This window comes from Paenibacillus sp. MZ04-78.2 (assembly GCF_024213375.1).
Lineage (GTDB): Bacteria > Bacillota > Bacilli > Paenibacillales > NBRC-103111 > Paenibacillus_G.
Genome location: NZ_JANAVJ010000019.1, coordinates 45575 through 66583, shown reverse-complemented (window position 1 = coordinate 66583; position 21009 = coordinate 45575). Strand labels below are relative to the sequence as shown.

Here is a 21009-nt window from a genome sequence, read left to right as displayed (position 1 = left end):
CAAAGTAGGAGGCAGGAGTGGACCGATGCGATGGATGTATCTGGTATTGCCCGTCATGCTGCTGACCGGCTGCGAGGAGTCTCCAAAAGCGCCTGCACCCGGAATCGTTCAAGTTGAACCTAAAGGAGATGTGAGGCAGATGAATGAAGCGCTGATTGCCGCCGCGGAGCGCGGAGATACGGCTGAGCTCCGGAGGCTGCTCAAGGCAGGAGCAGATAAAAACGCGAAGGACCCGCAGGGCCGCACGCCGATGATGGCGGCGACTTACGCGAACAAGCCGGAGGCGGTGAAACTGCTGATCGAAGCGGGAGCGGACGTCAACGAACGCGACAACCGGCTGAACAATCCGTTCCTGTATGCCGGCGCCGAAGGCTTGCTGGACATTTTGAAGCTGACGATCGAGGCGGGGGCCGACCCGAAGTTGACGAACCGGTATGGCGGCACCGCGCTCATCCCCGCAGCCGAACGCGCGCATTTGGACGTGATCCGTGAGTTGTTGACGCGGACCAAAGTGGATGTCAATCACATTAACAACCTGGGCTGGACGGCGTTGATGGAAGCGGTCGTGCTCGGCAGCGGGGGCGAGAAGCATCAGCAAGCCGTCCGGCTGCTCGTGGAGCATGGGGCGGATGTGAACATCCCGGATAAAGACGGGGTGACGGCGCTTGCGCATGCGAAGCAGCGCGGGTTCGGCGAGATTGAGCAAATTTTACGGAAAGCGGGGGCGCGCTAGCCCCTTTCTTTGCATCTGGGAGGAAACCGCATGAGAAAGCTTGCCCTGGGCGGCAGCTTGAGCACCTTGCAGTGGTTTATGTTTTTGCTTGCGAGTTCGATTTCTTTGCCGATTGTCATCGGCGGTATGTTTCATTTGTCGCCGGAGGAGATTTCCTCGCTGATGCAGCGGACCTTTCTGGTCGTCGGCCTCAGCTCGTTTCTACAGGGCTGGATCGGCCACCGGTACCCGATTGCCGACGGCCCTGCGGGCTCATGGGTCAGCGTCTTCGTCATCATGGCGGACGTAGCCGTCAAGCAGGGCGGGAGCGCGCGGGACATGCTGCCGCTGCTCGAGGGAGGCGTCGCCATTGCCGCCTTGCTGCTGGTCGTTCTGGGTCTGACCGGCTGGGTCCACAAGCTGCTGTTTTTGTTCACCCCGCTTGTCACGGGAACGTTTTTGTTCCTTCTGGCTTTGCAGCTTAGCGGCGTCTTCGTGAAGGGCATGCTCGGACTGCAAGGGGCGGCCGTTCGTCCAGACCCGGCAACAGCGCTGGTATCCATCGCGATCTTCGGCCTTGTGCTCCTGCTTTCCCTCAAAGGCCGGGGTTGGGTGAAGCAGTATGCCGTGATGATCGGCATTATCTCCGGCTGGGCCGGTTACGGCCTGCTCGGCCTCAGCGGCGGATCACCGGCCGCCGCAGCTGCGCCGGTTCAACTGCCGGAGCTCTTCGCTTGGGGAGCGCCGCAGTGGGATGCGGGAATCGCGTTGACCGCAGCGCTGTTCACGTTTATCCTGCTGTCCAACACGATCGCCGCCGTAACGGCGGTTCGCGATGCGATGCCGCCGGAGCCCGTCCGGGACCCGAAGCGGACGCTGAACCGCGGTGTCTTCGCGGGAGGCTTGTCCCACGGTATCGCCGCGCTCTTCTCAACGATTGCCGTCGTGCCGCTGCCGGTCACGGCGGGCTTTATCCGCATCACAGAGCAGACCCGGCTGCGCCCGTTTCTTGTCGCCGCGCTGCTGTTCGCGGGGATTTCTTTCGTCCCCGCCGTGGTGCGGGCCGTCGCTATGCTTCCCGGGCCGGTAGCGAGCGCCGCGCTGCTTGCTTCCTTCGTGCAAATGATCGTCATCGCCATGCAGTCGATCTCGAAGGAAGCGCTGGACCTGCGTCGGCTGACGATCTTCGGCATCACGCTGGTATGCAGCGTCGGATTAATGTTCTTGCCTGCGGAGGCTTTTCAGGGGCTGCCGCCGATGCTGGCGTACGTGTTCGGCAACGCGCTGCTGTTCGGGACGATACTGGTCACGCTGCTTGAGCAGCTATGGCGGCCCGCGGAGGCGGGAGCCAAGAGCGGCTTACGGCGTGATAGTTTATAAAAACGCTTTGCTTTGCACACATTTATGGTAGGAAAGCTCAAAAGGAGCCGTTTCCATGCACATGCAAACAAGCGATTTTCAGGAGATGCCGCAGGAGGAGCGGCTGCGCCTTGTCCAGAGCATTCTGGCCCAGTACCTGCCGCTGATCTCCACCCCGTAGGTCTTAAGCTCCGCTGAAAACTATACATGCTGTCATGATAAAAAGGACGGAGGCTGCACACCTCCGTCCTTGCCATTTTTATACATTCAAATAAGCGTTCAGCATCCAGACATGCTTCTCCAGGCGCGTCTTCAGCTCCAGCAGCATATCGTGGGTGCCTTCGTCGCCTTCCTGCTCCGCAAGCTCCATCGCTGCGCCCGTTTCTTCGATCACCAGCGAGAAGTCGTCGCGCAGGCACTGCACCATGTCGCTTGCCGAGGCGAACGGCTCGTGCTCCTTGATCGTAGCGGCCGCGGCAATCTCCTTCGTCGTCGATACGGGCCGACCTCCGACCGACAGCAGCCGCTCCGCGAGCTGGTCCATCGTCAGGGCCGCTTCTCCGTACAGCTCTTCGAATTTCACATGCAGCGCATAGAAATTCGGGCCCTTCACATACCAATGGTGCTGGTGAATTTTAATATGAAGCACGGCCCAATTGGCGACCTGCCTACTCAGGAGCGCGTGCAGTCCGCTTGCTTTTTTCGTATCCTTCGCGTTCTTGGCCGATGTCGCTTCCTTTTCCTTCTCCAATACGTTAGCCATGTTGGTTCCCTCCGCTTCGTCATGGATTGTCCTGCCTGAGCCTTCTTACCCCGTCCCGGCGGCGGATGAAACATGGTCAAGGTCCGTTTAGAGCCGCAGGTTTCAAGCGGGACCGCGCTGGGTAAGAACATTCCAAGCTGGGTGCGAACCGCATTTACAAAAGAGTGGAGGAGATGAACGAATGATTATTGAAATCAGTGTGGCCGTCATTGCGCTGGCCTTCGCGGTGCTGGTCGTCTTTTTGATCATGACTCTGCGTTCCTTGTCAACCGTGCTATTGCAGACCAACGAGACGATCCGGGAGCTGCAGCAGCAGGTGAACGGAATCAGCAAAGAAGCGGCGGAGATGCTGCGGCATACGAACGAAGTGACCGTCGATGTCCGCAACAAGCTGCACTCGATCGATTCGGTCGTCTGCTCCGTCAAAAATATCGGCGATGCGGTGCAGGACATCACCTCCTCGATCAAGCAAGCCTCTGCCTCGGTAGCGGGGAGCATCCGCACCGAGGCGGTAAAGGGAGGCGGGCCTGAGAGGGATAAGGTCGCGACGGTCATGCAGGCGGTGCCCGTGGCGATCGAGCTATGGCAGGCGTTTCGCAGCTGTAAGCCGCAAGCGGAGCGACGGGCTTATCCGCAACAGACCTGAGCCGGGTCCGGTCCCAACCGGCAGGAAATTCCGGCCGCTCTGTTTCAAGCGCCCGGCCCCGGGGTAAATATCATACAAATTCGTAGAATGCAGCACGGCTCTTGGAGTAAACAAGCTGCGCCGGGGAGGAACCAAGCGGGTATGATGAATAAACAACCATCGTTTCATGTTGACACGCAACGAACCGAACACGCCAATTCCGTTTATTTGCACGGCGAGCTCGATTTGTCCAAAGTTTCGGATTTACGCTGCGCGCTGGACACGTTCATCGCGGATACGAGCCGCAAGCTGGTGCTGAACTTGAACGGCCTGCAATATATTGACAGCACCGGCATCGGTGTGATTGTATCGGTGTTAAAAGCCCGAGACGTGCTGAAAGCGCCGTTCGAGGTGCGGGAGATTCCGCCGAAAATCAAGCGACTGTTCGATCTGACGGGCATCACCCCGTTTTTGCAGCCGAATGAGGCCGCCGGGAAGTCCCAAGACGCGTTCATTAACGGATAGGAAAGGAAAGAAGAAACCGTATGAAACCCGAATCCCATGTTGTTAGTCTCACGGTGCCAGCGGAAGCGGAATTTATCGACTTGGTCCGCTTGACGCTTTACGGCATCAGCTCCAAGCTCGGTTTCTCGTACGAGGAAATCGAGGATATGAAGGTGGCCGTCGCCGAAGCGTGCAATAATGCGGTGGTGCATGCTTATGAACCGGGCAGTCCGGGCCTGATGGAGGTCCGCTTCGAGCGAATCGAGGACGGGCTCCGCATTGTGGTCATGGATCAGGGACCGAGCTTCGATTATGCGGAGAAGGCGCGGCGGGCCGGATCGCTGCACGATAAATCGCTCAACGACATCCATGTGGGAGGCCTCGGGATTTATTTGATGCAGGCGCTCATGGACGATGTCGAGGTCAAGACGGGCATCGGCACGGAGGTCATCCTGACCAAGCGGGTGTGCAGGAGTGAGGAAATGGTATGAAAATGAATTCGGAGCGATTTGCCAATGCGAGTGCCGAGGAGCTCATCGTAAGATATCAAGAAACCGGCTGCAACGATACGGCTACGGTTTTGCTGCAGCGGTACGAGCCTATGGTCAAGATGGCGGCAGGCAAAATGTCACGCAATCGCCCCGATTTGTTCGAAGACCTGTTTCAAGTGGGGCAACTGTCGGTATTGAAGCTGCTGAAGCAGTTCGATCTGTCGATGGGCGTGCAGTTTGAAGCCTATATGATGAAAAGCGTCATCGGCCATATGAAAAATTATTTGCGCGACAAATCCTGGTATGTCCAGGTTCCGAGGCGAATCAAGGAAAAGGGCAACCAGATTCAGCAGGTCGTGGACATGCTTACGGTCAAGCTGGAGCGCTCGCCCAATATCGATGAAATCGCCGCGGAAATGGAACTGTCAGTCGAGGAAACGATCGAAATTTTGGCCGGACGCGATTATTATCACTATGTCTCGCTGGATACTCCGCTATCCACCGAAGATAACGGATCGACGATCGGCGACGTGATCGGCAGTCCGAGCGACGCCTATCTGCGCGTCGAGAACCGCCTCGCTTTGCAAGAGGCGCTTGTTCATCTAAAGCCGGAGGAGCAGCAGGTGCTGCATCTCGCCTATGTGGAAGGCCAGTCGCAGCGGACGATAGCGAACCGGCTCGGCGTTTCGCAGATGAGCGTATCGCGCATCCAGAAGCGGGCTCTCGACAAGCTGAAACATTATTTTACCGAGCCGGGAGCCGGCGATATCGGTTTGGGTTCATAGACTCGCCCTTTGCAGCTAAGGGCGAGTTTTTTCGTTGTTGGGCTTCATTCGTCCTTGAAGGAAGCGGATTCGGCCATCCGCCGACCGAGCGGCGTCGGGATGCCGTCCATGCTCAAAGCGTTTTTGCTGCGCCAGTAATCGTTCAATTCGTCGTCGCATTTGTTCGAGGCCCAACGCTGCAGCGTATCGCGTTCTCGCTCGTACGTATAGAAGGGCACGCTGAACCCGCAGGAGGTTTTCACGGCGTCAACGTCGACGCCGATAATTTGCCGGGCTCCGGGAAGCAGCTCGAAGCGGGGCGCCCACGTCTCCCAGTCGGTGCTCCCGGGAAGGATGACGCGGCCCTTTCCGTACAGCCTCAAGATCATAGGAGGGCCCTCGAACGCAACGAACATCAGCGTAATCCGGCCGTTTTCCTCCTAGTGCGCGCTCGTTTCATTCCCGCTGCCGGTCAAGTCCAAATACCCTACCGCGGTCGGCGAGACGATTCGAAACACGTCGTATCCTTTGGGCGAGAGGTTTACATGGCCTTCCGCCTCCAGCGGGGCGGACCCGACGAAGAAGAGGCGCTGCTTGCGAGCAGCCGTTTCAGGCGAACAGGCGGCGGAGCGCTGGCAGGTGCGGCAACGCGAAAAAACCGGTACGTCTGCGCTGAGGCAGAGATACCGGTTTTTTTCAATAATGCTTTATCCTTTGGAGGAAGCTACCGCGCGGTCGGCCTGATCGATCGCCTTGTGGGAAGTGCCCTGAGCGTTATCGAGGGCGCGGTGGCCGGCGGATTGCGCTTTCTCCAGCTTCTCTTGAGTGGCATCGGCGGCACGATCAAGCGCCTGATGGGACGCTTCCGCGACGCGGTCAGTCATGTCGTGCGCTTTGTCTGCCAATTGGCTGCCCTGCTCTCTTACCGCTTCGACGGTGTCGGTCGCTTTTTCCTTACAGGCGGCCATCAGCTCCTGGCCTTTGGTCTGCAAGGTTTGCATGGCGTCCATCAGGTCGCCGCGCAGCTCGCGTCCGGATTTCGGCGCCAGCAAGAGGGCAATCAGCGCCCCGGCGGCGCCTCCGATCAACGTTCCGAGCAGCAGGTTGCTTTTGCTTTCATTGGCTGTATTTGCCGTAGTCATGCTTCATCGCTCCTTTGCATTCGTATTGGGAATCCGCTAGAGACGGTGCGACGCGAAGCTTACGCTGTGCGGTTGAGGCCTTTGGCCACGAGACCGAGCAGGAGGACGAACAACGCTGCGCCGATAATCGCAGGTACAACGGCGAAACCGCCGATGACGGGTCCCCAGGAACCGAGTAGCAGATAGCCGAGCCAAGCGCCGACGAACCCGGCGATCATGGAACCGATGATGCCTCCCGGCATCGCTCCCGGCGCAATGGCGGACCCGATCGCACCGATCACAATCGCCATAAGTAAGGTAATCAGCAAGCTTATCATCTTCTTCACGCTCCTTTAGGAAGGTGGACTGACGGGCCTGCCTCTTTTTACCCTTGCATGGGAGCGATGAAACAAACGGGGCAACCAGGAGGCTGCCTCCGGGGCTACTTATATTCCTTCAAATGCTGACGGAACTGCTCGATCAGCTCCGGCGCTTCATCCAGCTTATACTTGCGGGCCGGACGGTTGTCCTTATCGAAATCCGTATGGCTCCACCAGATGGCCGCTTTCAGCTTGGGATATTTTTTAATGTCCTTGAACATCTGATCCACCCATTTGGCTTTATCTCCGCCGACCGAGCTTGAGGAAAATTCCGTGATCATCAGCGGCTGTTCGAACCATTTGGTGTAATCCGCGTACAAAGGCGCATACAACTCGTCGAACGTGCTCCACTTCTCGCCTGGATAGTAGTTGCCGGTATTGTAGGCGGTCAGCCCAACCACGTCCACGAATTCGTCGCCTGGATAATAAAGCAGCGAATGATTCCATTTGAATCCAGGCTTGTCCAGGTGATTCGGGTTCCATACCCACAGGAGGTTATCGACGCCCTGGTTCTGGAAGGTCCGGTAAATATATTTCCAGACCTCGTTATACAGATCCGGGTCTTTGGAGTAGTGATAGGCGGAATAAGGCACCCAGTCCCCGTTCATCTCGTTGTTCAGCCGGAACAGCAGCGGATGGCCGAACTCCTTGAGACCCTGCGCGTATTTCGTGAAATACTCGTCATATTTTCCGCTCAAAATGTCATACATCACGCTGGGGTTCGGTTCGCCGAACCGCATCGTTTGCATCGTCAATTCAACCAAACGATTGTCATTTTGCGCGTTTTTTAACTCTTCCATCGGAAATTCCGTGTTTAAGGACTTGTACAGGATCAACGTATTGAACTTATAGTCCAGCTTCTGTTCCAGCGAATGAAGAATATCCATTCTTTTTGGAGCCGTCGGCTCGAAAATGCCCCATTTCAGCCCGTCCGTCATAAACAGCTTGCGGTACACTTCCGCCGTTTCTTGATTTGTTTTGAGCGGCAGCTTCTTCGTCACCGTGCCAAGCGCCGGCTTGTCCCCCTGAGGCGGAATAACCCGGAACAATTTTACGAGCTTCTCGTCATTCGTGATGGGCTGGCTAGATTTGATCGCGATGGTGTATACCTCTTTGTCGTTTTTGACGATTTCGGCAGTTGCATAGTAGGGTTTGTCGTTTTCCACGTGCTTGAGCTTATCGCGCTCCCATTTCAGCAAATGGACGGTCCGGCCGCCGATCTTCTTGGTTTCGTTCTTGCTCACGCGATGATCCTTCGTATTCTCGATAAACTTGTTGCCGTACCCCATATAAGCGGCGGCGTCGGACACGGTGCCGTTGAAATCGTCGTAGTACACGTCGATTTGGGTCGTTTCGTCCGAAAAACGAGTTCTGATCCCGGGCAAGGACTTGTCGACTTTCATTTGCTTCGGATAGCGCAGCTCATACCCATAAGGCGAATCGGTATACGTCGCCATAGATTGGGCTTCGGCTTCGGATATGGTTTCGGAATCGGAAAACATGGATCGCGCGATAAAAACGCCGATCAGAACGACCAATACGGCGCCGGAAATAAGGTACGTTTTTTTGAGCTTCATTCGGCTCTTCCTCCCTCTGCCGCATATAGCTTGTTAAACCGGACGGGGATGAGCTTGCATCCCTTATAGATGACGGCATTCGCAAGCAGCAGCTCGAAAGAAAAGGTGGGATCTTGAAAAATACGTTTCATCTCAAATTTCTCCTTTGCCACAGTTTGGTTAAAGTCGGTCAATTTATAGTTAAAATTAACCTAGGTCAAATATAAACTACAAGTTTTGTTTTGTAAAATCAGTAGGGAAACCATTCTCATGGCGACTCGCAGGGACTGCCTCCGGCGAGCTTGTCGGAGCTGCCTCCTGTGCCTGTGACGGGAAAATCGCAAAAAAGGCGTGGAAAAACATAGAAGCCTACCTTATAATTGGGTTGTTTCCGATGTGAATTCTCAATAGGGGAAGGAGTTTATTATCGATGATGAGAAGCAAAAAAGGCTTTAAGCTTGGCGCAGTATCCTTGTTGCTGCTGCAGCTAGTTTCGATCATGCCGGGGGCCGCTGCGGCCGAAGCGGCCGATGCGCCGTTGGCTCCGGTAGTCGATTTGCTCCGGGGGCACGATTGGACCCGGTTTTCAGGGGCAACTGTGGCTGGGGACGAAGTGACCGTTACCGGAATAGGGCGGGCGATCATCCCTTTGGGGGGCGATTTGTCGCGGCCGACGGTCAGCAATCCGCCGATCAATTTGCGCGGTCCGGTTTTGAACGTACCGGAAGATTTTTCGGTAAGCTTTAAAATCGTTTCCTCCCCCGGCAAAAGCGCGGGACTCCAGATGTACGGCACGCTCCCGATTATCCAGGACGAATGGCGGCAGGAAGGCAAGGCGGTATCGGTGATGTTGAAAAACGGCAAGCTGTCGGCCGCCGTCTATAACGGTTCCTCCGCCGTTCCGAAGAAAGCGGCATTTCATTATAAATCGGCCGGAACGCTCGATGTCCGGCTGTTAGTCAAGAGCGGTAAGCTCACATTTTACGTAAATCAGGCCAAAGTCGGAGAAATGGCGGACCCCGGAGTGTTCGAGGACGGCAAAGTGTATTTCGGCGCAGATGCGGACGTCGGCAGCTCGTTTACGCTCAAGTCGCTGACGGCTCAAGCGGAAGGCAGCGCCTCGGCGGTAACGGTAAGCGATCTTGGAGTCGCTGCCGTGCCGCAGAGTGCGGACTCGCTGCGGGCACTGGCGCGGAAGAATGTGCCGCATCTCAAGATCGGCACGGCTGCGGCCGTCACCCCGACCATGACGGACTCCGCTTACCGGAGCATTCTGGGACGGGAGTTCAGTATCCTGACTCCGGAAAACGACATGAAATTTCAATTCATTCATCCGCAGCGGAACGTTTACGCTTTCGCGGAGGGGGACAGCTTGGTCGATTTCGCAGAAAGCAACGGTATGGACGTTCATGGTCATGCACTGGTCTGGAGCGAGGCGAATCCCCGTTGGCTCACACAGGGCAACTACAGCGCTTCCGAGCTCCAAGCCATCATGGAGGAGCACGTGAAGACAGTGGTCGGACGGTACAAGGGCAGAATTAAGGAGTGGGACGTCATAAACGAGCCGCTTAAGGAGGAGAATTTTAACGTCAATCTCGGCTTGCGGGATTCGATCTGGTTCAAGGCGATGGGCGAGAAGTTTCTGGACATCGCGCTGCGCGCCGCTCACGAAGCCGACCCGGATGCCAAGCTGTACATCAACGAATATGGCTGTGAGGCGGAGGACGACAAAGCGGACGCGCTGTATAAGCTCGTCCAGCGGCTCCAGTCGCGCGGGGTGCCTCTGCACGGCATCGGCTTCCAGCTTCACGAAGATATCGGCAAAGACGACGACGAGACGCACGATCCCGTATCGGTTGACGAGTTCAAGCGCACGGCCAAACGGTTTGCCGATCTTGGTCTGGAGGTGCGGGTATCGGAGCTGGATGTCAACATGCATGGCAAGGTCACGGACACGCTGCGTAAAAAGCAGGCCGAGTATTTCAAATCGATCCTGGCGGTAACCAAAGCGAATAACCGGTTTACGTCCTACGCCATGTGGGGATTTACCGACCGCTATTCGTCGCTCCAGCATGCGGACGAATACAACGAATTCGGCAACGGACTCATCTACGACGAGGATTATGCGCCGAAGCTCCCGTACTATAAAATAAGAGATGCGCTGCAAAGCCCTTAAGCACGGGCTTTGGCGTCGCTTGTCTTACAACGAAAACGCTCCGGAATTTTCCGGAGCGTTTTTTTGCGGGCAGACGCAGGCCGGATGCCGAAGAAGCCGGGCCCCGCGGCAGAATGCCGGATCAGGAACGCGAGGGCTTCGCGTGCCTCGTTTTGCGCAAGATGATTGCAACAGTAATCATGGATATTAGAGCCCCGGTAAAGCCTAAGCTCATATCCTTCTGCGTATCAAACACATCGCCCTGCAACCCGAGATAGTCGGCTCCGGCTTGTCCGGCCACAAGAGCGGCTCCCATTTCCACATTTTCGAACAATGCGCTGCAGCCGAGCATCGTCATGACCGGAATCCCGTAAGACCAGAAATTGCGCAGGCCCGCAGCCCGGGTAAGCAGTTCCCGGAGCGGGTAGGCAAGACACAGGCCGAACAAGAAGTGAACGACGCGGTCGAAGTAGCTTCTTTGCAGATGAAACGAAGCTTTCAGCCACTGATCGACCGGCGTATTCTGATACGTATAGTGAGCCGCGAAGACATGGACGCAGAGGAATAGAAAAATCAGCAAATAAGATAGATTCGAGAAGCGGAATGCTTTGTACGTAAACAGCAGAGTGAAAAAAGCTGCAACAACAAGAAGGTTTTCCATCAGCCATTGGGTCCGGTCGGTCGGCGAGATCGCCATGACGATCCAAAAGACAACAAAGACAGCGAGCAGCAACTGCAGGATAATATTGCGGGAAAAAGGTATATCCGGGTCCAGCAACCAGTTGGTCCCCGTTCCGCCGCGAACTGCGGATTGTCGAGCCATCGTAGCTTCTCCCTTCGGTGGTTCATGGTGACCGGCTGTTTCCAGCCGGTTCATACGACACTCGTAGTATTGGCAAAATGGCCAATGTCATACCTCAATAGGTTTTCTTCATTGGCCATTCTGGAAGGGCTGACGCTTACCGCCTGAACAAGCCGCCTGCGTCCCCCAACCGCCGCCTACGCCTGCGATATGGCTCCGCCTACGTTTGCGGTGCGGCTTCGCTCACGCCGACTCCGGCCTCGCCGCGCATCCGCTGTTTGAACTCCTTCGGCGAGCAGTGATTATGCCGCTTGAACAGCTTGTAGAACTGGGCCATATTGGGGATGCCGACCTCGAAGCCGACCTCGACGATGCTCAGATCGCGAGTCAGCAGCAGGCGCTCGGCTTTTTTCACGCGCTTGTAGTTGACGTAATCGACGAAGGAGAGGCCCATAACCTTCTTGAAATACTTGATGAAATAATGGTAGCTCAGGTTCAGCAGCCCGCACATGTCCTCCACGGCGATTTTCTCGTTCAGGTGCCGGTCGACGTAATCGAGCGCCGGTCGGAGCCGGGTCAGTTCGGTTTCCTCTGCGCCGCCGAGCACGCCCTCCGTGTCGTTTCGCATGAGCAGCAGCATCAGCCGCTTGATCGAAGCGCTGATGGCCAGCTCGTAGCCGCGCATACGGCTTTGGGATTCCTCGAAGATATCCATAATGAGCGCGTACGCTTCTCGCTGCGCTGTGTCATTGTTGCGGAAAATATAATTCAGCTTCCACAGCGGCTGCGTCAGCTCCGAAAAGCAGTTCAGGTAAGGCATCGTGCTTTGATCGAAATGCTGGGACAAATCGACCTGGAACACAATATAGCGAATCATCCCCGGGTCGAGCTTGGCCGTCCGGTGCAGCTGCGAGGACCCGAGCACGATCAGATCGCCGGGACCGATGACGGTGTATTCGTGCTTCGTCTGGATGCCGAGCCGCCCCTCGATGATCGCAAGGAACTCCACTTCCTTGTGGTAGTGCCACTGCCACTTGTCCGAGAGGCTGTGGTAAGGCGAATCCCAGCAAATTTCCCATATTTTTAAGAACAGCAGCGGGTTCTGGTAAATAACCTCCTCCTCACTGGCTGTTTCCATTGGCATATCGACGACGGTTTTCATCGGTTCACAGGCACCTCGCTTCTATGTATACGATAGGCGGCAAGCCATTTTTGAATAGATCGGTTTATAGTCTATCTAGGCACTTTCCGCAATTCAGTATAGCACGAAAATGGCGTCGATGGCAGTTTTGCATAAAGACGAAACAGGATTGGGAATATCTTTTTGCAAAGGGAATCACTATACTGTAAGAAAGCTTCAATTCTAACGTTGGAGGGACTCTCATGAGCCAAAAATTGCGCGTTACCGTATGGAACGAATTCCGTCATGAAAAAGAAAGCGAGATCGTGCGTTCCGTATATCCGAACGGCATTCACACGGTGATCGGTGAAGGGCTGGGCGCGGACTTCGAAGTCGCCTGCGCGACGCTGGACGAGCCGGAGCATGGATTGACCGAAGAGAGACTGAATAATACCGACGTGCTGATCTGGTGGGGCCATAAAGCCCACGGCGACGTTCAGGACGATATCGTAGAGCGCGTGCATCAGCGCGTCCTGCAGGGCATGGGACTGATCGTGCTGCATTCGGGGCATTTTTCGAAAATTTTCAAGAAGCTCATGGGCACCGGCTGCGACCTCAAGTGGCGCGAAGCTAACGAGAAAGAGCGCATTTGGGTCGTATCCCCGGGCCACCCGATCGTCGAAGGCATCGGCGAATATATCGAGCTGCCGGCCGAGGAAATGTACGGCGAGCACTTCGACATCCCGCAACCGGACGAGCTGATTATGGTCAGCTGGTTCGAGGGCGGCGAGGTATTCCGCAGCGGCTGCACGTTCCATCGCGGCCAAGGCAAAATCTTCTACTTCCGTCCGGGTCACGAAACATACCCGACCTATTATAATGAGCAAGTTCGCCGCGTTATCCGCAACGCCGCCCAATGGGCCGCGCCGACGACGCGCGAGTACCCGAAATACGGCAACCATAAGCCGCTCGAAGCGATTAAAGGGAACGCTTAACTCCTAAACCATGAGACTAAAGCCCGAAACGGCATGCGAAAGCATGAACCGTGCCGGGCTTTTCTCTTTGCCTATCTGTCCCGGCTTCCTGTGCTGCGTTCCGGCGCCGCTTCGTGCAGGACGGGGAGGTTGCAGAGCGGCACGGTTTGTTTAATAATGGAAGTGAAAAGGCTTTTCGCCGCGTATTGGAGTGAATCATATGATCGAGCCGCAGGAACAAATTGACCGCAAAGCCATCGTCGTATGGAGATGGAGCGGATTTATCAGTTCGGCGGTCTCCGCCCTGCTGGCCGCCGCCGTATGTTATCTCGCGCATCGTTTTCATTGGCCCGGGTGGATTCCCGTTGTGCTGGTAGCAGGCGTGCTGGCGGAAATCGTCCTGACGGTTCTTGTCATGCCTGAGCTGCGCTGGAAAAGGTGGCGTTACGAGGTGCGGGAAGATGAAATTATGTTGCAGCAAGGGGTCATGTTCGTCAAGCGGACGCTCATTCCTATGGTGCGTATCCAGCACGTCGATACGAATCAAGGTCCGCTGCTGCGGGCCTACGGGCTGTCCGGCATTACGTTCTCCACGGCGGCGGGCAGCCATCAGATTCCGGCGCTGACCAGCGAAACGGCGGAAGCGCTGCGCGTACGGATTGCGGAGCTGGCGAAGGTGTCCCATGAAGACCTCTGAGGGAAGGCTCCACCCGTTTGCCGCCGTCCTGGTCTCGCTGCAAATCGTCAAAGGACTCATCGTCCCGCTGCTCGTCATTCTCCTGTCCAAGCATTCGCGTTCCGGGTCAGGGGCTCCGCTCTATTGGCAGGTCGGTTGGGGCTTGGTCGCGCTGGCGGGTTCCATCGTATGGGGATTTTTGTCTTGGCGCCGGTTCCGGTACGAAGTGTCGGACGAGCAGCTTAAGGTGACGCAGGGCGTATTCGTGCAAAAGAAGACGTTCATCCCGCTGGAGCGTATCCAGTCCGTCGACCTGACGGAAGGAGTGCTTCACCGCTTGTTCGGGCTGGTCCGCGTCGAAGTGCAGACCGCTGGAGGCCAGAAGCCGGAGGCGGTGTTCCCGGCGCTCGCCCGCGGGGACGCCTCGCGGCTGCGGAGTATGCTGGAGCCGGGGAAAGCGCCCCAAGGGCAAGGGCAGCAGACCGGGGTCTTATCTTTATCTGCTGAGAGAGAGCCTCCCAAGCTCCGGTTGACCTACAAGCTTCCGGCCGGAAGCTTGTTCGTCGCCGCGCTGACCACGGGCGGATTCGGGGTGTCCGTTTCTTTGCTGGCGGCGGCCATGAGCAAGCTGGGCGAGCTGTTTCCGGATGCTCAGGTGTACCGGTATTTGTGGAATGCGCTCGATGCGGCGATGATCCCTTTGTTTGCCTTGGGCATTTTGCTGGTGGCGTGGATGATTTCGACGATCGCGGCTGTCCTGAAGTTCGCAAATTTTACGATCACGCGACAAGAAAACAAGCTGCTCCTGATCCGAGGCATGCTGGAACGCCGCCAAGCGACTGTTCCGCTCCGCCGGATTCAGGCGATCCGCATTGTGGAAGAGCCGCTGTGGCAGCTTTTCGGCTTTTCGGCACTTTATGCGGAAACCGTCGGCTATGGCGTGCAAAAGGGGGAGAACGCGCATTTGTTCCCGCTGCTCCGCAATCGCGAGATCGGCGAATTCGTGAAGCGGATGACGCCTCAGTTCGAGGTTCCGGCTTCGCTGAAGCTTCATACGCTGCCGAGGCGGGCGCTGTGGTGCTATGCGCTGCCTGCGCCGCTCGTGCTGGCGCTGGCTGCCGTGGCCGCCGGTTTGATCGCTCCGTGGGCTTATGCCGGGCTGCTGCTGTGCCCGCTCGTCATGATCTGGCAAGGGTGGAGGTACCGGAGCGCGGGCTGGAGCCGGGAAGGCCGGATGCTCGTCCTGCGCTTCCGCCGGTTGGCGAAGACGACGGCGGTTATCCCGCTGTCGCGGGTGCAGTCCGTCAGCGTGGAGATCGGGCCGCTGCAACGCAGGCTTGGCTTGTCTACCTTGCGGATTGCCGTGGCGTCGGGCGGACGCGGCGCCTTTTTCCGCTTGGCGGGGGTGCCGGAGCAGGAGGCGCGAGAACTGGTTCGCTGGTATATGGACCGGAATAAGCGTTAGCCGCTAGGCTTTTTCCCGGAAATCGAACGCGCATTGTCGCGATGAGCATGATTCGAAAAAGACGACAAACAGGAGTGATTGTCAGAATGAGCAGGATTAGATCGAGCGTTCCCCAAGATATTGATGGGTTAGTTGAGCTGTGGCTGCAAGAATCCTTGACCGCCCATCCGTTTATTGATGCGGAATATTGGCGGGCGAATGCGGAAGAGATGAAGACGAAGTATTTGCCTATGGCGGATACGGTTGTGATCGAGGAGGACGGACGTGTCGCAGGGTTTGTTTCCATGATGGACGATTACCTGGCCGCCTTGTTTATCGACAGCAGGCATCACAAGAAAGGGCTGGGCAAGCAACTGCTCGATCATGTCAAACAAGACCGGACCGCGATCCGGCTGCAGGTGTACCGCCAGAACGAGCAAGCCGTCCGCTTCTATGAGAAGCATGGCTTCCGCATTGAAGCGGAAATGATCGACGAAGCGACGTCGACGGAAGAGTACCGGATGGTATGGATGAGGAATCATGAATAGATTGATTTGAAACGGAAAAAGCTGCCGCGGGCAGCTTTTTTTCTTTGTCGGCTTGTGGTCGGATTAGGCTTTCCGTGTCGGATTATATGTCATCATAAAAATGTGATTAAAATATTTATTGTGTACTATTTCAATATATGTTATACAATATATATAGACGTTGCAAAACCAACAGCAAGCTTGGGAGGGGACCGGAATGACAGGAACGATTGGCGTAAGCGGGATGGGAAGAATCGGCAGACTGCTGGTTCGCCGCGCTTTTGATACGGATGAGAACGGGATGGGCCTGCAAGCGATTAACTCACTATACCCAGCGGGCACGATTGCCCATTTGCTCAAATATGACACCATACATGGAACATGGAAAGCCGATATCCGCGAGGAAGGAAACGATCTGGTCATTAACGGACGACGTGTCCGCATCGTGTTCGAGCGCGACCCGGCGGCCATTCCGTGGAAAGACCTCGGCGTGGAGCTGGCCATCGACGCGACAGGCAAGTTCAACGACCGGGAAGGCGCTACGCGGCACCTGACGGCGGGCGCGAGCAAGGTGCTGATTACGGCGCCGGGCAAGCGCATGGACTTGACGGTCGTCATGGGCGTCAACGATAACCGCTACAATGCCAAGGAGCACACGCTGCTGTCCGCCGCGTCTTGCACGACCAACTGCGTCGCTCCTGTGCTGCATGTGCTGGATCAGGCGTTTCAGGTGAAGAACGGCTGGATGACAACCGTTCATTCGTACACGAACGACCAGAAGCATATGGACAATCCGCATTCCGATTTGCGCCGCGCGCGGGCCTGCACGCAGTCGATCATTCCGACGAGCACGGGCGTAGGCAAAGCGCTCATCGACGTGCTGCCGCATCTTGCGCCGCACGTGAACGGCATCTCGGTCCGCGTCCCGACGCCGGACGTCTCGCTGGTCGACCTCACCGTGCAGGTGAAGCGGCCGGTTCAACTGGAGGAAGTGCAGTCGGCGTTCCGTCAAGCTGCGGAAGGCCCGATGGCCCGCTATATGGGCTACAGCAACGAGCCGCTCGTCTCTTCGGATTTTATCGGCTGCGATCAATCGGCGGTCATTGACGGCCAGTCGCTGATGGTGGCTGAGGATCAGATCAAAGTGCTGGCTTGGTACGATAACGAATGGGCGTATGCGAGCCGGGTAATGGATTTGGCGAAAGTTGTTTCCGAAACCATGAAAAAGGAGAGCGATGAAGCGTGGAAAGAAGCCGTCGTGTAATGGAGAAGGAACTGCACCTCGGAACGATTCTGTGCAAGCATTGTCATCAAATCATCGGTACGCAGGATACGCGGAAGGTTACGGTCTATTACAGCGAATGCAGTCATGAGCACTGCTTGGACGGCCGGGGACGCTCCCTGGCGGCAGACGGGTCCGCCGTTGCCTCAGCCGGACCGCACACCGTCTTCGAAGCTTAACGCGCCTGTTCGATATAATCAACCAGATCAATAGTTCAGCATGAGAAAAAAGCCGGACCGGTCCTGCGACGAGCTTACAGCGTCGCGGGAGCCAGCCGGCTTTTTGCGGTTCGGGTTCATGCTTTGACACGCTGGGCTAAGGCTTACCAGCCGCGGGTATACGGCTTGGGCGGCGCGAGCTCCGCACGCAATTGCTTGGCGGCGGTGCGGGCCCAGAACGGATCGCGCAGCAGCTCGCGGCCGATGAAGATCAGGTCGGCGCGGCCGTTCTGCAAAATCTCCTCCGCCTGCTCAGCCTGCGTAATTAAGCCGACGGCTCCGGTCGGCACGTCCGCGCTGCGGCGGATCAGCTCCGCGAACGGAACCTGGTAACCCGGATATACCTTCGGCGGACCACCGACGACGGCGCCGGAGCTGACGTCGATCAAGTCGACGCCTTGCGCTTTCATCAAGCGGGCGTAGTAGACGTAATCTTCCGGCGTGAGGCCTTCCGGATGGTAATCGTGCGCAGAGATGCGGACAAGCAGCGGTCCGTCCCACACGGTCTTGACACTGTCGATGACTTCGCGCAGGAACCGGTAGCGGCCGTCACGGTCTCCGCCGTATTCGTCCGCGCGGCGGTTCGTTAGCGGTGACAGAAATTCGTTGATCAGGTAACCGTGCGCGGCATGGATCTCGACGACGTCGAAGTCCGCCTCCTTCGCCCGCGCCGCAGCCGCCTTGAACGCTTCGACGGTCTCGGCGATCTGCTGCGCGGTCATCGCTTCCGGCGTCTTCGACTTGTCGTCGAACGGAATTGCCGACGGCGCGATAATGGGCCCGTCCAGCACGGCCTTGCGCCCGGCGTGGGCAAGCTGGATGCCGATATGGGAACCTTGTCCGTGCACGAGCCCGGTCAGCTCGCGCAGGCCCGGCACCTGATCGTCGCTCCAAATGCCGAGGTCGTAAGGCGAGATGCGCCCCTGAGGCGTGACGGCCGACGCTTCTACGATGATGAGTCCGACTTGGCCCACGGCGCGGGCCGGATAATGGATTTTGTGCCAGTCCGTGACGCGGCCCGTTTCATCGAGGCAGGAGTACATACACATCGGCGACATGACAATCCGGTTTTTGAGCGTCAGCTTTTGCAGCGGGTAAGAAGTGAACAGCATGCGTTTTCCACATCCTTTGCGATTTTATCTATACTATGGTTAGCTGGTTACATGATGTATACTACTTATGTTAGTTTAGCAATAATTCGGTCCGATGGCAAAGGTTTGTGCGCAAGCTTCGGGCAAGGTACGGCGGCGGGCTGCAAAGCATACGCGTACTTGGTGCGGAATTGCGGCGCAGCGTCGGTACAAGCCAAAAACCGGCTGCGCCCAAACCGTATTCATACGGCAGGTACAGCCGGTTTTGCTTGTTTTTCGAGCCCATGCTGCCAGGGGGCGACGCGGCCGGGCGGCTATTTGTGCGACCGTCTGCGGCCTTGCGCCGTTCCCCGTCTCCTGCGCCGTCTCCGGCCCGATCTGTTGCCCCCGCTCTTGGGGGCGGCCGAATCTTTTTTGCCAAAGGAATTGAACAGTAGCTTTATCATCGGGGCGAATTGCTGAACGCTCTGCACCATCTTTTGCATTTTGTTGAAGGTTTCGACGATGCCTTCCACACCGCCGAGCTTGTCGATGACGGCTTTGATCTGTTCGACGTTAAAGCCGCCGCCCCCTGCTGTTCCCGTTGCGCCGCCGCCTCCTCCAAACATCGAGGAGAGAAGGCCTCCGCCTTCCTGCCCGGCCGCTGGCTGCAAGGCCAGCGGGTTGCCGCCGAATTCTCCGAAATCCCCGAAAGGATTGCCCGCGCCCATACCTGCAGCCGGTGTAAGACTGCGTGTAAATACTTGCTGTTGGCCCGGAGCGTACATTTGGGGCGCGGCATGCGGAGGCGCGTACGTGACGGCACGCGGATAGGGCGTCATGCCTCGGTTGCCAATCATTTTTCTTGGATAGCTCATCTTTTCACAACCCTTTTATTCATAGTAATGTCGCAAAGTTCACTTTGTCGCACTTTCCTCTATAGGCGGTTTCCTAGTATACTGTATGTGGTGGGCGAATGGTTGGATTGGACTCCTGTCACGGTTTTTATGATTTTTGCCCAGTTTCGGTTTAGCCCACTACCGCATAAAAATAGCAACGTTTTGCTAACTTAAAGGGAGGATTTCACTCCCAGATGTCGAAATTAAGTTATGGACTTTGGAATTCATCGATCTTAGCAGACCATCAAGGGGTTGAAAATTCGTAATGCAGCTAAAAAAGTTGAATGATAAAGCGATCGACCAATTATTTGAGGCGATCCTGACACTCAAGGATATAGAGGAATGCTATGTGTTTTTTGACGACTTGTGCACGGTGAACGAAATCCAGTCGCTGTCGCAGCGGCTTGAGGTAGCCCGCATGCTGCGCAAGGGCAACACCTACAACCAGATTGAAGCGGAGACCGGCGCCAGCACGGCGACGATCTCGCGTGTCAAGCGCTGCTTGAACTACGGCAACGACGGCTACAAAATGACGCTGGAGCGCCTGGGAAGGTAAAACGAACGTTACCTCTTACCGCGGCCGGACTCGATTACAACGGAGCACTCGAACAAATCCTTCTCGCCGGGCCGGTGGAGTGGGATTTTTCGTGTTCGTACGGCTAAAAGCCATTGCTACTGGACGCGATCTTTTTCACCCGGGAGGGATACAGTGTGGTAAAATACGGTATATTAGTGATAAGTCACGGGTCCCGGAGCGAGTCGTGGGTCCGCCTGGTGGACGAGGCGGTCGGCGCTGTGCGGCTCCCCGCGGAAGTACCGGTCTTTTCCTCCTTTCTGGAAATTGTGGAAGGACGCTTGATCCAAGACGGCATCACGCATTTGGAGTCGCTCGGCGTGACGAATATCGTCGTCGTTCCGCTCTTCGTCTCGTCCGGCAGCACGCATATCGACGAGATCGCTTATGCGCTGGGCGCCAAGAAAGCGCCGCAACTGCCGACGGACATGAAGCCGTTCGCCATCCGGGCGCGCATTCACTTGACGACGCCGATCGACGACGACCCGGTGATCGGCGAGATCGTCTATGCGAAAATCAAAGCGCTATCAACGGACCCGGGATGCGAAATGGTGCTGCTCGTCGGCCACGGAAGCATCGAGAACGGCTTCCATCAGCGCTGGCGGCGGGGACTGGAGCGGCTGGCGGAGCGGCTGAAGCGGCTCGGCGGCTTCGACGAAGCGGCTTCGGCGATGCTGCTGCCCAACCAGATTCCGGACCGGATGGAGTTCTGGCGGAAGCGCAAGCCGGGGCATACGGTCATTGTGGCGCCGCTGTTCCTGAGCGAGGGGTATTTTACCGAGGAGGTCATCCCGGAGCGTTTGCGCGGTTATTCGTATCGATACAATGGAGAAGCGCTGCTGCCGCATCCCGGCATTTCCCAATGGATTGAGCGGCGGATCAGGCCTTTTGTCGATCCGATGAAGGATGGAATGCGAGCGCGGCTTTAGCAGTTTTTTGCGGGTCAGACGACCCATGGTCAAACATGCTTTCATACGATTTCTTATGCGAACG

Annotated in this window: 24 protein-coding genes and 1 pseudogene; 15 read left to right on the top strand and 10 right to left on the bottom strand. The window is 56.8% G+C overall.

From position 1 onward, the window contains the following. The first annotated feature begins 25 nt into the window (after positions 1–25). Together NLX71_RS15285 and NLX71_RS15280 are read left to right on the top strand one after the other, a co-directional pair. Positions 26–733, top strand: a complete 708-nt coding sequence (locus tag NLX71_RS15285) for an ankyrin repeat domain-containing protein (RefSeq protein WP_375377930.1) — start codon at positions 26–28, stop codon at positions 731–733. A 30-nt stretch (positions 734–763) separates the two neighbouring features. After that, positions 764–2092, top strand: a complete 1329-nt coding sequence (locus NLX71_RS15280) for a purine/pyrimidine permease (protein ID WP_254364592.1) — start codon at positions 764–766, stop codon at positions 2090–2092. Positions 2093–2330: 238 nt separating this feature from the next. Here the strand turns inward: NLX71_RS15280 and NLX71_RS15275 are convergent, their stop codons facing one another. Beyond that, positions 2331–2834, bottom strand: a complete 504-nt coding sequence (locus NLX71_RS15275; protein ID WP_254364591.1) for a Dps family protein — start codon at positions 2832–2834, stop codon at positions 2331–2333. Between the two features lie 181 nt (positions 2835–3015). Between NLX71_RS15275 and NLX71_RS15270 the strand changes: the two genes are divergently transcribed. From NLX71_RS15270 to NLX71_RS15255, 4 genes are all read left to right on the top strand, one after another. Further along, a complete protein-coding gene (locus tag NLX71_RS15270) occupies positions 3016–3480 on the top strand; it encodes a DUF948 domain-containing protein (protein ID WP_254364590.1) in 465 nt (154 codons plus the stop codon). 144 nt (positions 3481–3624) lie between these two features. Continuing rightward, the gene (locus NLX71_RS15265; protein WP_254364624.1) at positions 3625–3984 is read left to right on the top strand and encodes an STAS domain-containing protein; all 360 of its coding nucleotides are present in this window, start codon (positions 3625–3627) and stop codon (positions 3982–3984) included. Positions 3985–4004: 20 nt separating this feature from the next. Continuing rightward, complete coding sequence (rsbW, locus tag NLX71_RS15260; RefSeq protein WP_254364588.1) at positions 4005–4454, top strand: anti-sigma B factor RsbW; 450 nt, start codon at positions 4005–4007, stop codon at positions 4452–4454. Beyond that, the gene (locus NLX71_RS15255) at positions 4451–5239 is read left to right on the top strand and encodes a sigma-70 family RNA polymerase sigma factor (protein ID WP_254364587.1); all 789 of its coding nucleotides are present in this window, start codon (positions 4451–4453) and stop codon (positions 5237–5239) included. The genes rsbW and NLX71_RS15255 overlap by 4 nt, the downstream gene beginning before the upstream one ends. A gap of 44 nt (positions 5240–5283) precedes the next feature. Here NLX71_RS15255 and NLX71_RS15250 read toward each other — a convergent pair. From NLX71_RS15250 to NLX71_RS26610, 5 genes and pseudogenes are all read right to left on the bottom strand, one after another. Further along, positions 5284–5781, bottom strand: a pseudogene (locus NLX71_RS15250) (pyridoxamine 5'-phosphate oxidase family protein). Between the two features lie 144 nt (positions 5782–5925). Then, entirely contained in the window at positions 5926–6360 is a 435-nt protein-coding gene (locus NLX71_RS15245; protein WP_254364586.1) for a YtxH domain-containing protein, read from the bottom strand. A 59-nt stretch (positions 6361–6419) separates the two neighbouring features. Continuing rightward, on the bottom strand, positions 6420–6677 hold the full coding sequence (locus tag NLX71_RS15240) for a GlsB/YeaQ/YmgE family stress response membrane protein (protein WP_254364584.1): 258 nt from the start codon (positions 6675–6677) through the stop codon (positions 6420–6422). Positions 6678–6781: 104 nt separating this feature from the next. Next, entirely contained in the window at positions 6782–8296 is a 1515-nt protein-coding gene (locus tag NLX71_RS15235; protein WP_254364582.1) for a glycoside hydrolase family 26 protein, read from the bottom strand. After that, positions 8293–8427 carry a hypothetical protein gene (locus NLX71_RS26610; protein WP_302058258.1) on the bottom strand — a complete coding sequence of 45 codons (135 nt, stop codon included), beginning with the start codon at positions 8425–8427 and terminating at the stop codon, positions 8293–8295. The genes NLX71_RS15235 and NLX71_RS26610 overlap by 4 nt, the downstream gene beginning before the upstream one ends. A gap of 278 nt (positions 8428–8705) precedes the next feature. On the opposite strand from NLX71_RS26610, the gene NLX71_RS15230 reads away from it, so the two are divergent. Then, positions 8706–10451 carry an endo-1,4-beta-xylanase gene (locus NLX71_RS15230; protein WP_254364581.1) on the top strand — a complete coding sequence of 582 codons (1746 nt, stop codon included), beginning with the start codon at positions 8706–8708 and terminating at the stop codon, positions 10449–10451. Between the two features lie 121 nt (positions 10452–10572). Here NLX71_RS15230 and NLX71_RS15225 read toward each other — a convergent pair whose 3' ends face one another. Then, positions 10573–11253 carry a DUF2238 domain-containing protein gene (locus tag NLX71_RS15225; protein WP_254364579.1) on the bottom strand — a complete coding sequence of 227 codons (681 nt, stop codon included), beginning with the start codon at positions 11251–11253 and terminating at the stop codon, positions 10573–10575. 199 nt (positions 11254–11452) lie between these two features. After that, on the bottom strand, positions 11453–12394 hold the full coding sequence (locus tag NLX71_RS15220) for a helix-turn-helix domain-containing protein (protein WP_254364577.1): 942 nt from the start codon (positions 12392–12394) through the stop codon (positions 11453–11455). A 221-nt stretch (positions 12395–12615) separates the two neighbouring features. Here NLX71_RS15220 and NLX71_RS15215 point away from each other — a divergent pair, with 221 nt between their 5' ends. From NLX71_RS15215 to NLX71_RS15190, 6 genes are all read left to right on the top strand, one after another. Next, positions 12616–13347 (top strand): ThuA domain-containing protein, encoded by a 732-nt coding sequence (locus NLX71_RS15215; RefSeq protein ID WP_254364575.1) that lies wholly within the window; start codon positions 12616–12618, stop codon positions 13345–13347. 199 nt (positions 13348–13546) lie between these two features. Further along, entirely contained in the window at positions 13547–14023 is a 477-nt protein-coding gene (locus tag NLX71_RS15210) for a PH domain-containing protein (RefSeq protein ID WP_254364574.1), read from the top strand. Next, on the top strand, positions 14010–15467 hold the full coding sequence (locus tag NLX71_RS15205) for a PH domain-containing protein (RefSeq protein ID WP_254364572.1): 1458 nt from the start codon (positions 14010–14012) through the stop codon (positions 15465–15467). Before NLX71_RS15210 ends, NLX71_RS15205 begins: the two co-directional genes overlap by 14 nt. A gap of 86 nt (positions 15468–15553) precedes the next feature. After that, the gene (locus NLX71_RS15200) at positions 15554–15994 is read left to right on the top strand and encodes an N-acetyltransferase (RefSeq protein ID WP_254364571.1); all 441 of its coding nucleotides are present in this window, start codon (positions 15554–15556) and stop codon (positions 15992–15994) included. Between the two features lie 196 nt (positions 15995–16190). Next, entirely contained in the window at positions 16191–17237 is a 1047-nt protein-coding gene (gap, locus tag NLX71_RS15195) for a type I glyceraldehyde-3-phosphate dehydrogenase (protein WP_254364569.1), read from the top strand. Then, positions 17216–17434 carry a GapA-binding peptide SR1P gene (locus NLX71_RS15190; RefSeq protein WP_254364567.1) on the top strand — a complete coding sequence of 73 codons (219 nt, stop codon included), beginning with the start codon at positions 17216–17218 and terminating at the stop codon, positions 17432–17434. The genes gap and NLX71_RS15190 overlap by 22 nt, the downstream gene beginning before the upstream one ends. A gap of 143 nt (positions 17435–17577) precedes the next feature. Here NLX71_RS15190 and namA read toward each other — a convergent pair whose 3' ends face one another. Then, a complete protein-coding gene (gene namA, locus NLX71_RS15185; RefSeq protein WP_254364566.1) occupies positions 17578–18585 on the bottom strand; it encodes an NADPH dehydrogenase NamA in 1008 nt (335 codons plus the stop codon). Positions 18586–18878: 293 nt separating this feature from the next. Beyond that, the gene (locus NLX71_RS15180; RefSeq protein WP_254364564.1) at positions 18879–19421 is read right to left on the bottom strand and encodes a hypothetical protein; all 543 of its coding nucleotides are present in this window, start codon (positions 19419–19421) and stop codon (positions 18879–18881) included. A gap of 286 nt (positions 19422–19707) precedes the next feature. Between NLX71_RS15180 and NLX71_RS15175 the strand changes: the two genes are divergently transcribed. Both NLX71_RS15175 and NLX71_RS15170 read left to right on the top strand, forming a co-directional pair. After that, complete coding sequence (locus NLX71_RS15175) at positions 19708–19998, top strand: YerC/YecD family TrpR-related protein (protein ID WP_010494821.1); 291 nt, start codon at positions 19708–19710, stop codon at positions 19996–19998. A gap of 155 nt (positions 19999–20153) precedes the next feature. Then, a complete protein-coding gene (locus NLX71_RS15170) occupies positions 20154–20945 on the top strand; it encodes a sirohydrochlorin chelatase (RefSeq protein WP_254364563.1) in 792 nt (263 codons plus the stop codon). Positions 20946–21009 lie beyond the last annotated feature (64 nt).

Bases quoted from the DNA above. Each gene is read 5' to 3' on its own strand.
- NLX71_RS15235 (WP_254364582.1), bottom strand. From the start codon at position 8,296: ATGAAGCTCAAAAAAACGTACCTTATTTCCGGCGCCGTATTGGTCGTT.
- NLX71_RS15230 (WP_254364581.1), top strand. From the start codon at position 8,706: ATGATGAGAAGCAAAAAAGGCTTTAAGCTTGGCGCAGTATCCTTGTTG.
- NLX71_RS15265 (WP_254364624.1), top strand. From the start codon at position 3,625: ATGAATAAACAACCATCGTTTCATGTTGACACGCAACGAACCGAACAC.
- NLX71_RS15210 (WP_254364574.1), top strand. From the start codon at position 13,547: ATGATCGAGCCGCAGGAACAAATTGACCGCAAAGCCATCGTCGTATGG.
- NLX71_RS15285 (WP_375377930.1), top strand. From the start codon at position 26: ATGCGATGGATGTATCTGGTATTGCCCGTCATGCTGCTGACCGGCTGC.
- NLX71_RS15255 (WP_254364587.1), top strand. From the start codon at position 4,451: ATGAAAATGAATTCGGAGCGATTTGCCAATGCGAGTGCCGAGGAGCTC.
- NLX71_RS15275 (WP_254364591.1), bottom strand. From the start codon at position 2,834: ATGGCTAACGTATTGGAGAAGGAAAAGGAAGCGACATCGGCCAAGAAC.
- NLX71_RS15240 (WP_254364584.1), bottom strand. From the start codon at position 6,677: ATGATAAGCTTGCTGATTACCTTACTTATGGCGATTGTGATCGGTGCG.
- NLX71_RS15205 (WP_254364572.1), top strand. From the start codon at position 14,010: ATGAAGACCTCTGAGGGAAGGCTCCACCCGTTTGCCGCCGTCCTGGTC.
- NLX71_RS26610 (WP_302058258.1), bottom strand. From the start codon at position 8,427: ATGAAACGTATTTTTCAAGATCCCACCTTTTCTTTCGAGCTGCTGCTT.
- NLX71_RS15225 (WP_254364579.1), bottom strand. From the start codon at position 11,253: ATGGCTCGACAATCCGCAGTTCGCGGCGGAACGGGGACCAACTGGTTG.
- NLX71_RS15180 (WP_254364564.1), bottom strand. From the start codon at position 19,421: ATGAGCTATCCAAGAAAAATGATTGGCAACCGAGGCATGACGCCCTAT.
- NLX71_RS15200 (WP_254364571.1), top strand. From the start codon at position 15,554: ATGAGCAGGATTAGATCGAGCGTTCCCCAAGATATTGATGGGTTAGTT.
- rsbW (WP_254364588.1), top strand. From the start codon at position 4,005: ATGAAACCCGAATCCCATGTTGTTAGTCTCACGGTGCCAGCGGAAGCG.
- NLX71_RS15220 (WP_254364577.1), bottom strand. From the start codon at position 12,394: ATGAAAACCGTCGTCGATATGCCAATGGAAACAGCCAGTGAGGAGGAG.
- NLX71_RS15270 (WP_254364590.1), top strand. From the start codon at position 3,016: ATGATTATTGAAATCAGTGTGGCCGTCATTGCGCTGGCCTTCGCGGTG.
- gap (WP_254364569.1), top strand. From the start codon at position 16,191: ATGACAGGAACGATTGGCGTAAGCGGGATGGGAAGAATCGGCAGACTG.
- namA (WP_254364566.1), bottom strand. From the start codon at position 18,585: ATGCTGTTCACTTCTTACCCGCTGCAAAAGCTGACGCTCAAAAACCGG.
- NLX71_RS15245 (WP_254364586.1), bottom strand. From the start codon at position 6,360: ATGACTACGGCAAATACAGCCAATGAAAGCAAAAGCAACCTGCTGCTC.
- NLX71_RS15280 (WP_254364592.1), top strand. From the start codon at position 764: ATGAGAAAGCTTGCCCTGGGCGGCAGCTTGAGCACCTTGCAGTGGTTT.
- NLX71_RS15175 (WP_010494821.1), top strand. From the start codon at position 19,708: ATGCAGCTAAAAAAGTTGAATGATAAAGCGATCGACCAATTATTTGAG.
- NLX71_RS15215 (WP_254364575.1), top strand. From the start codon at position 12,616: ATGAGCCAAAAATTGCGCGTTACCGTATGGAACGAATTCCGTCATGAA.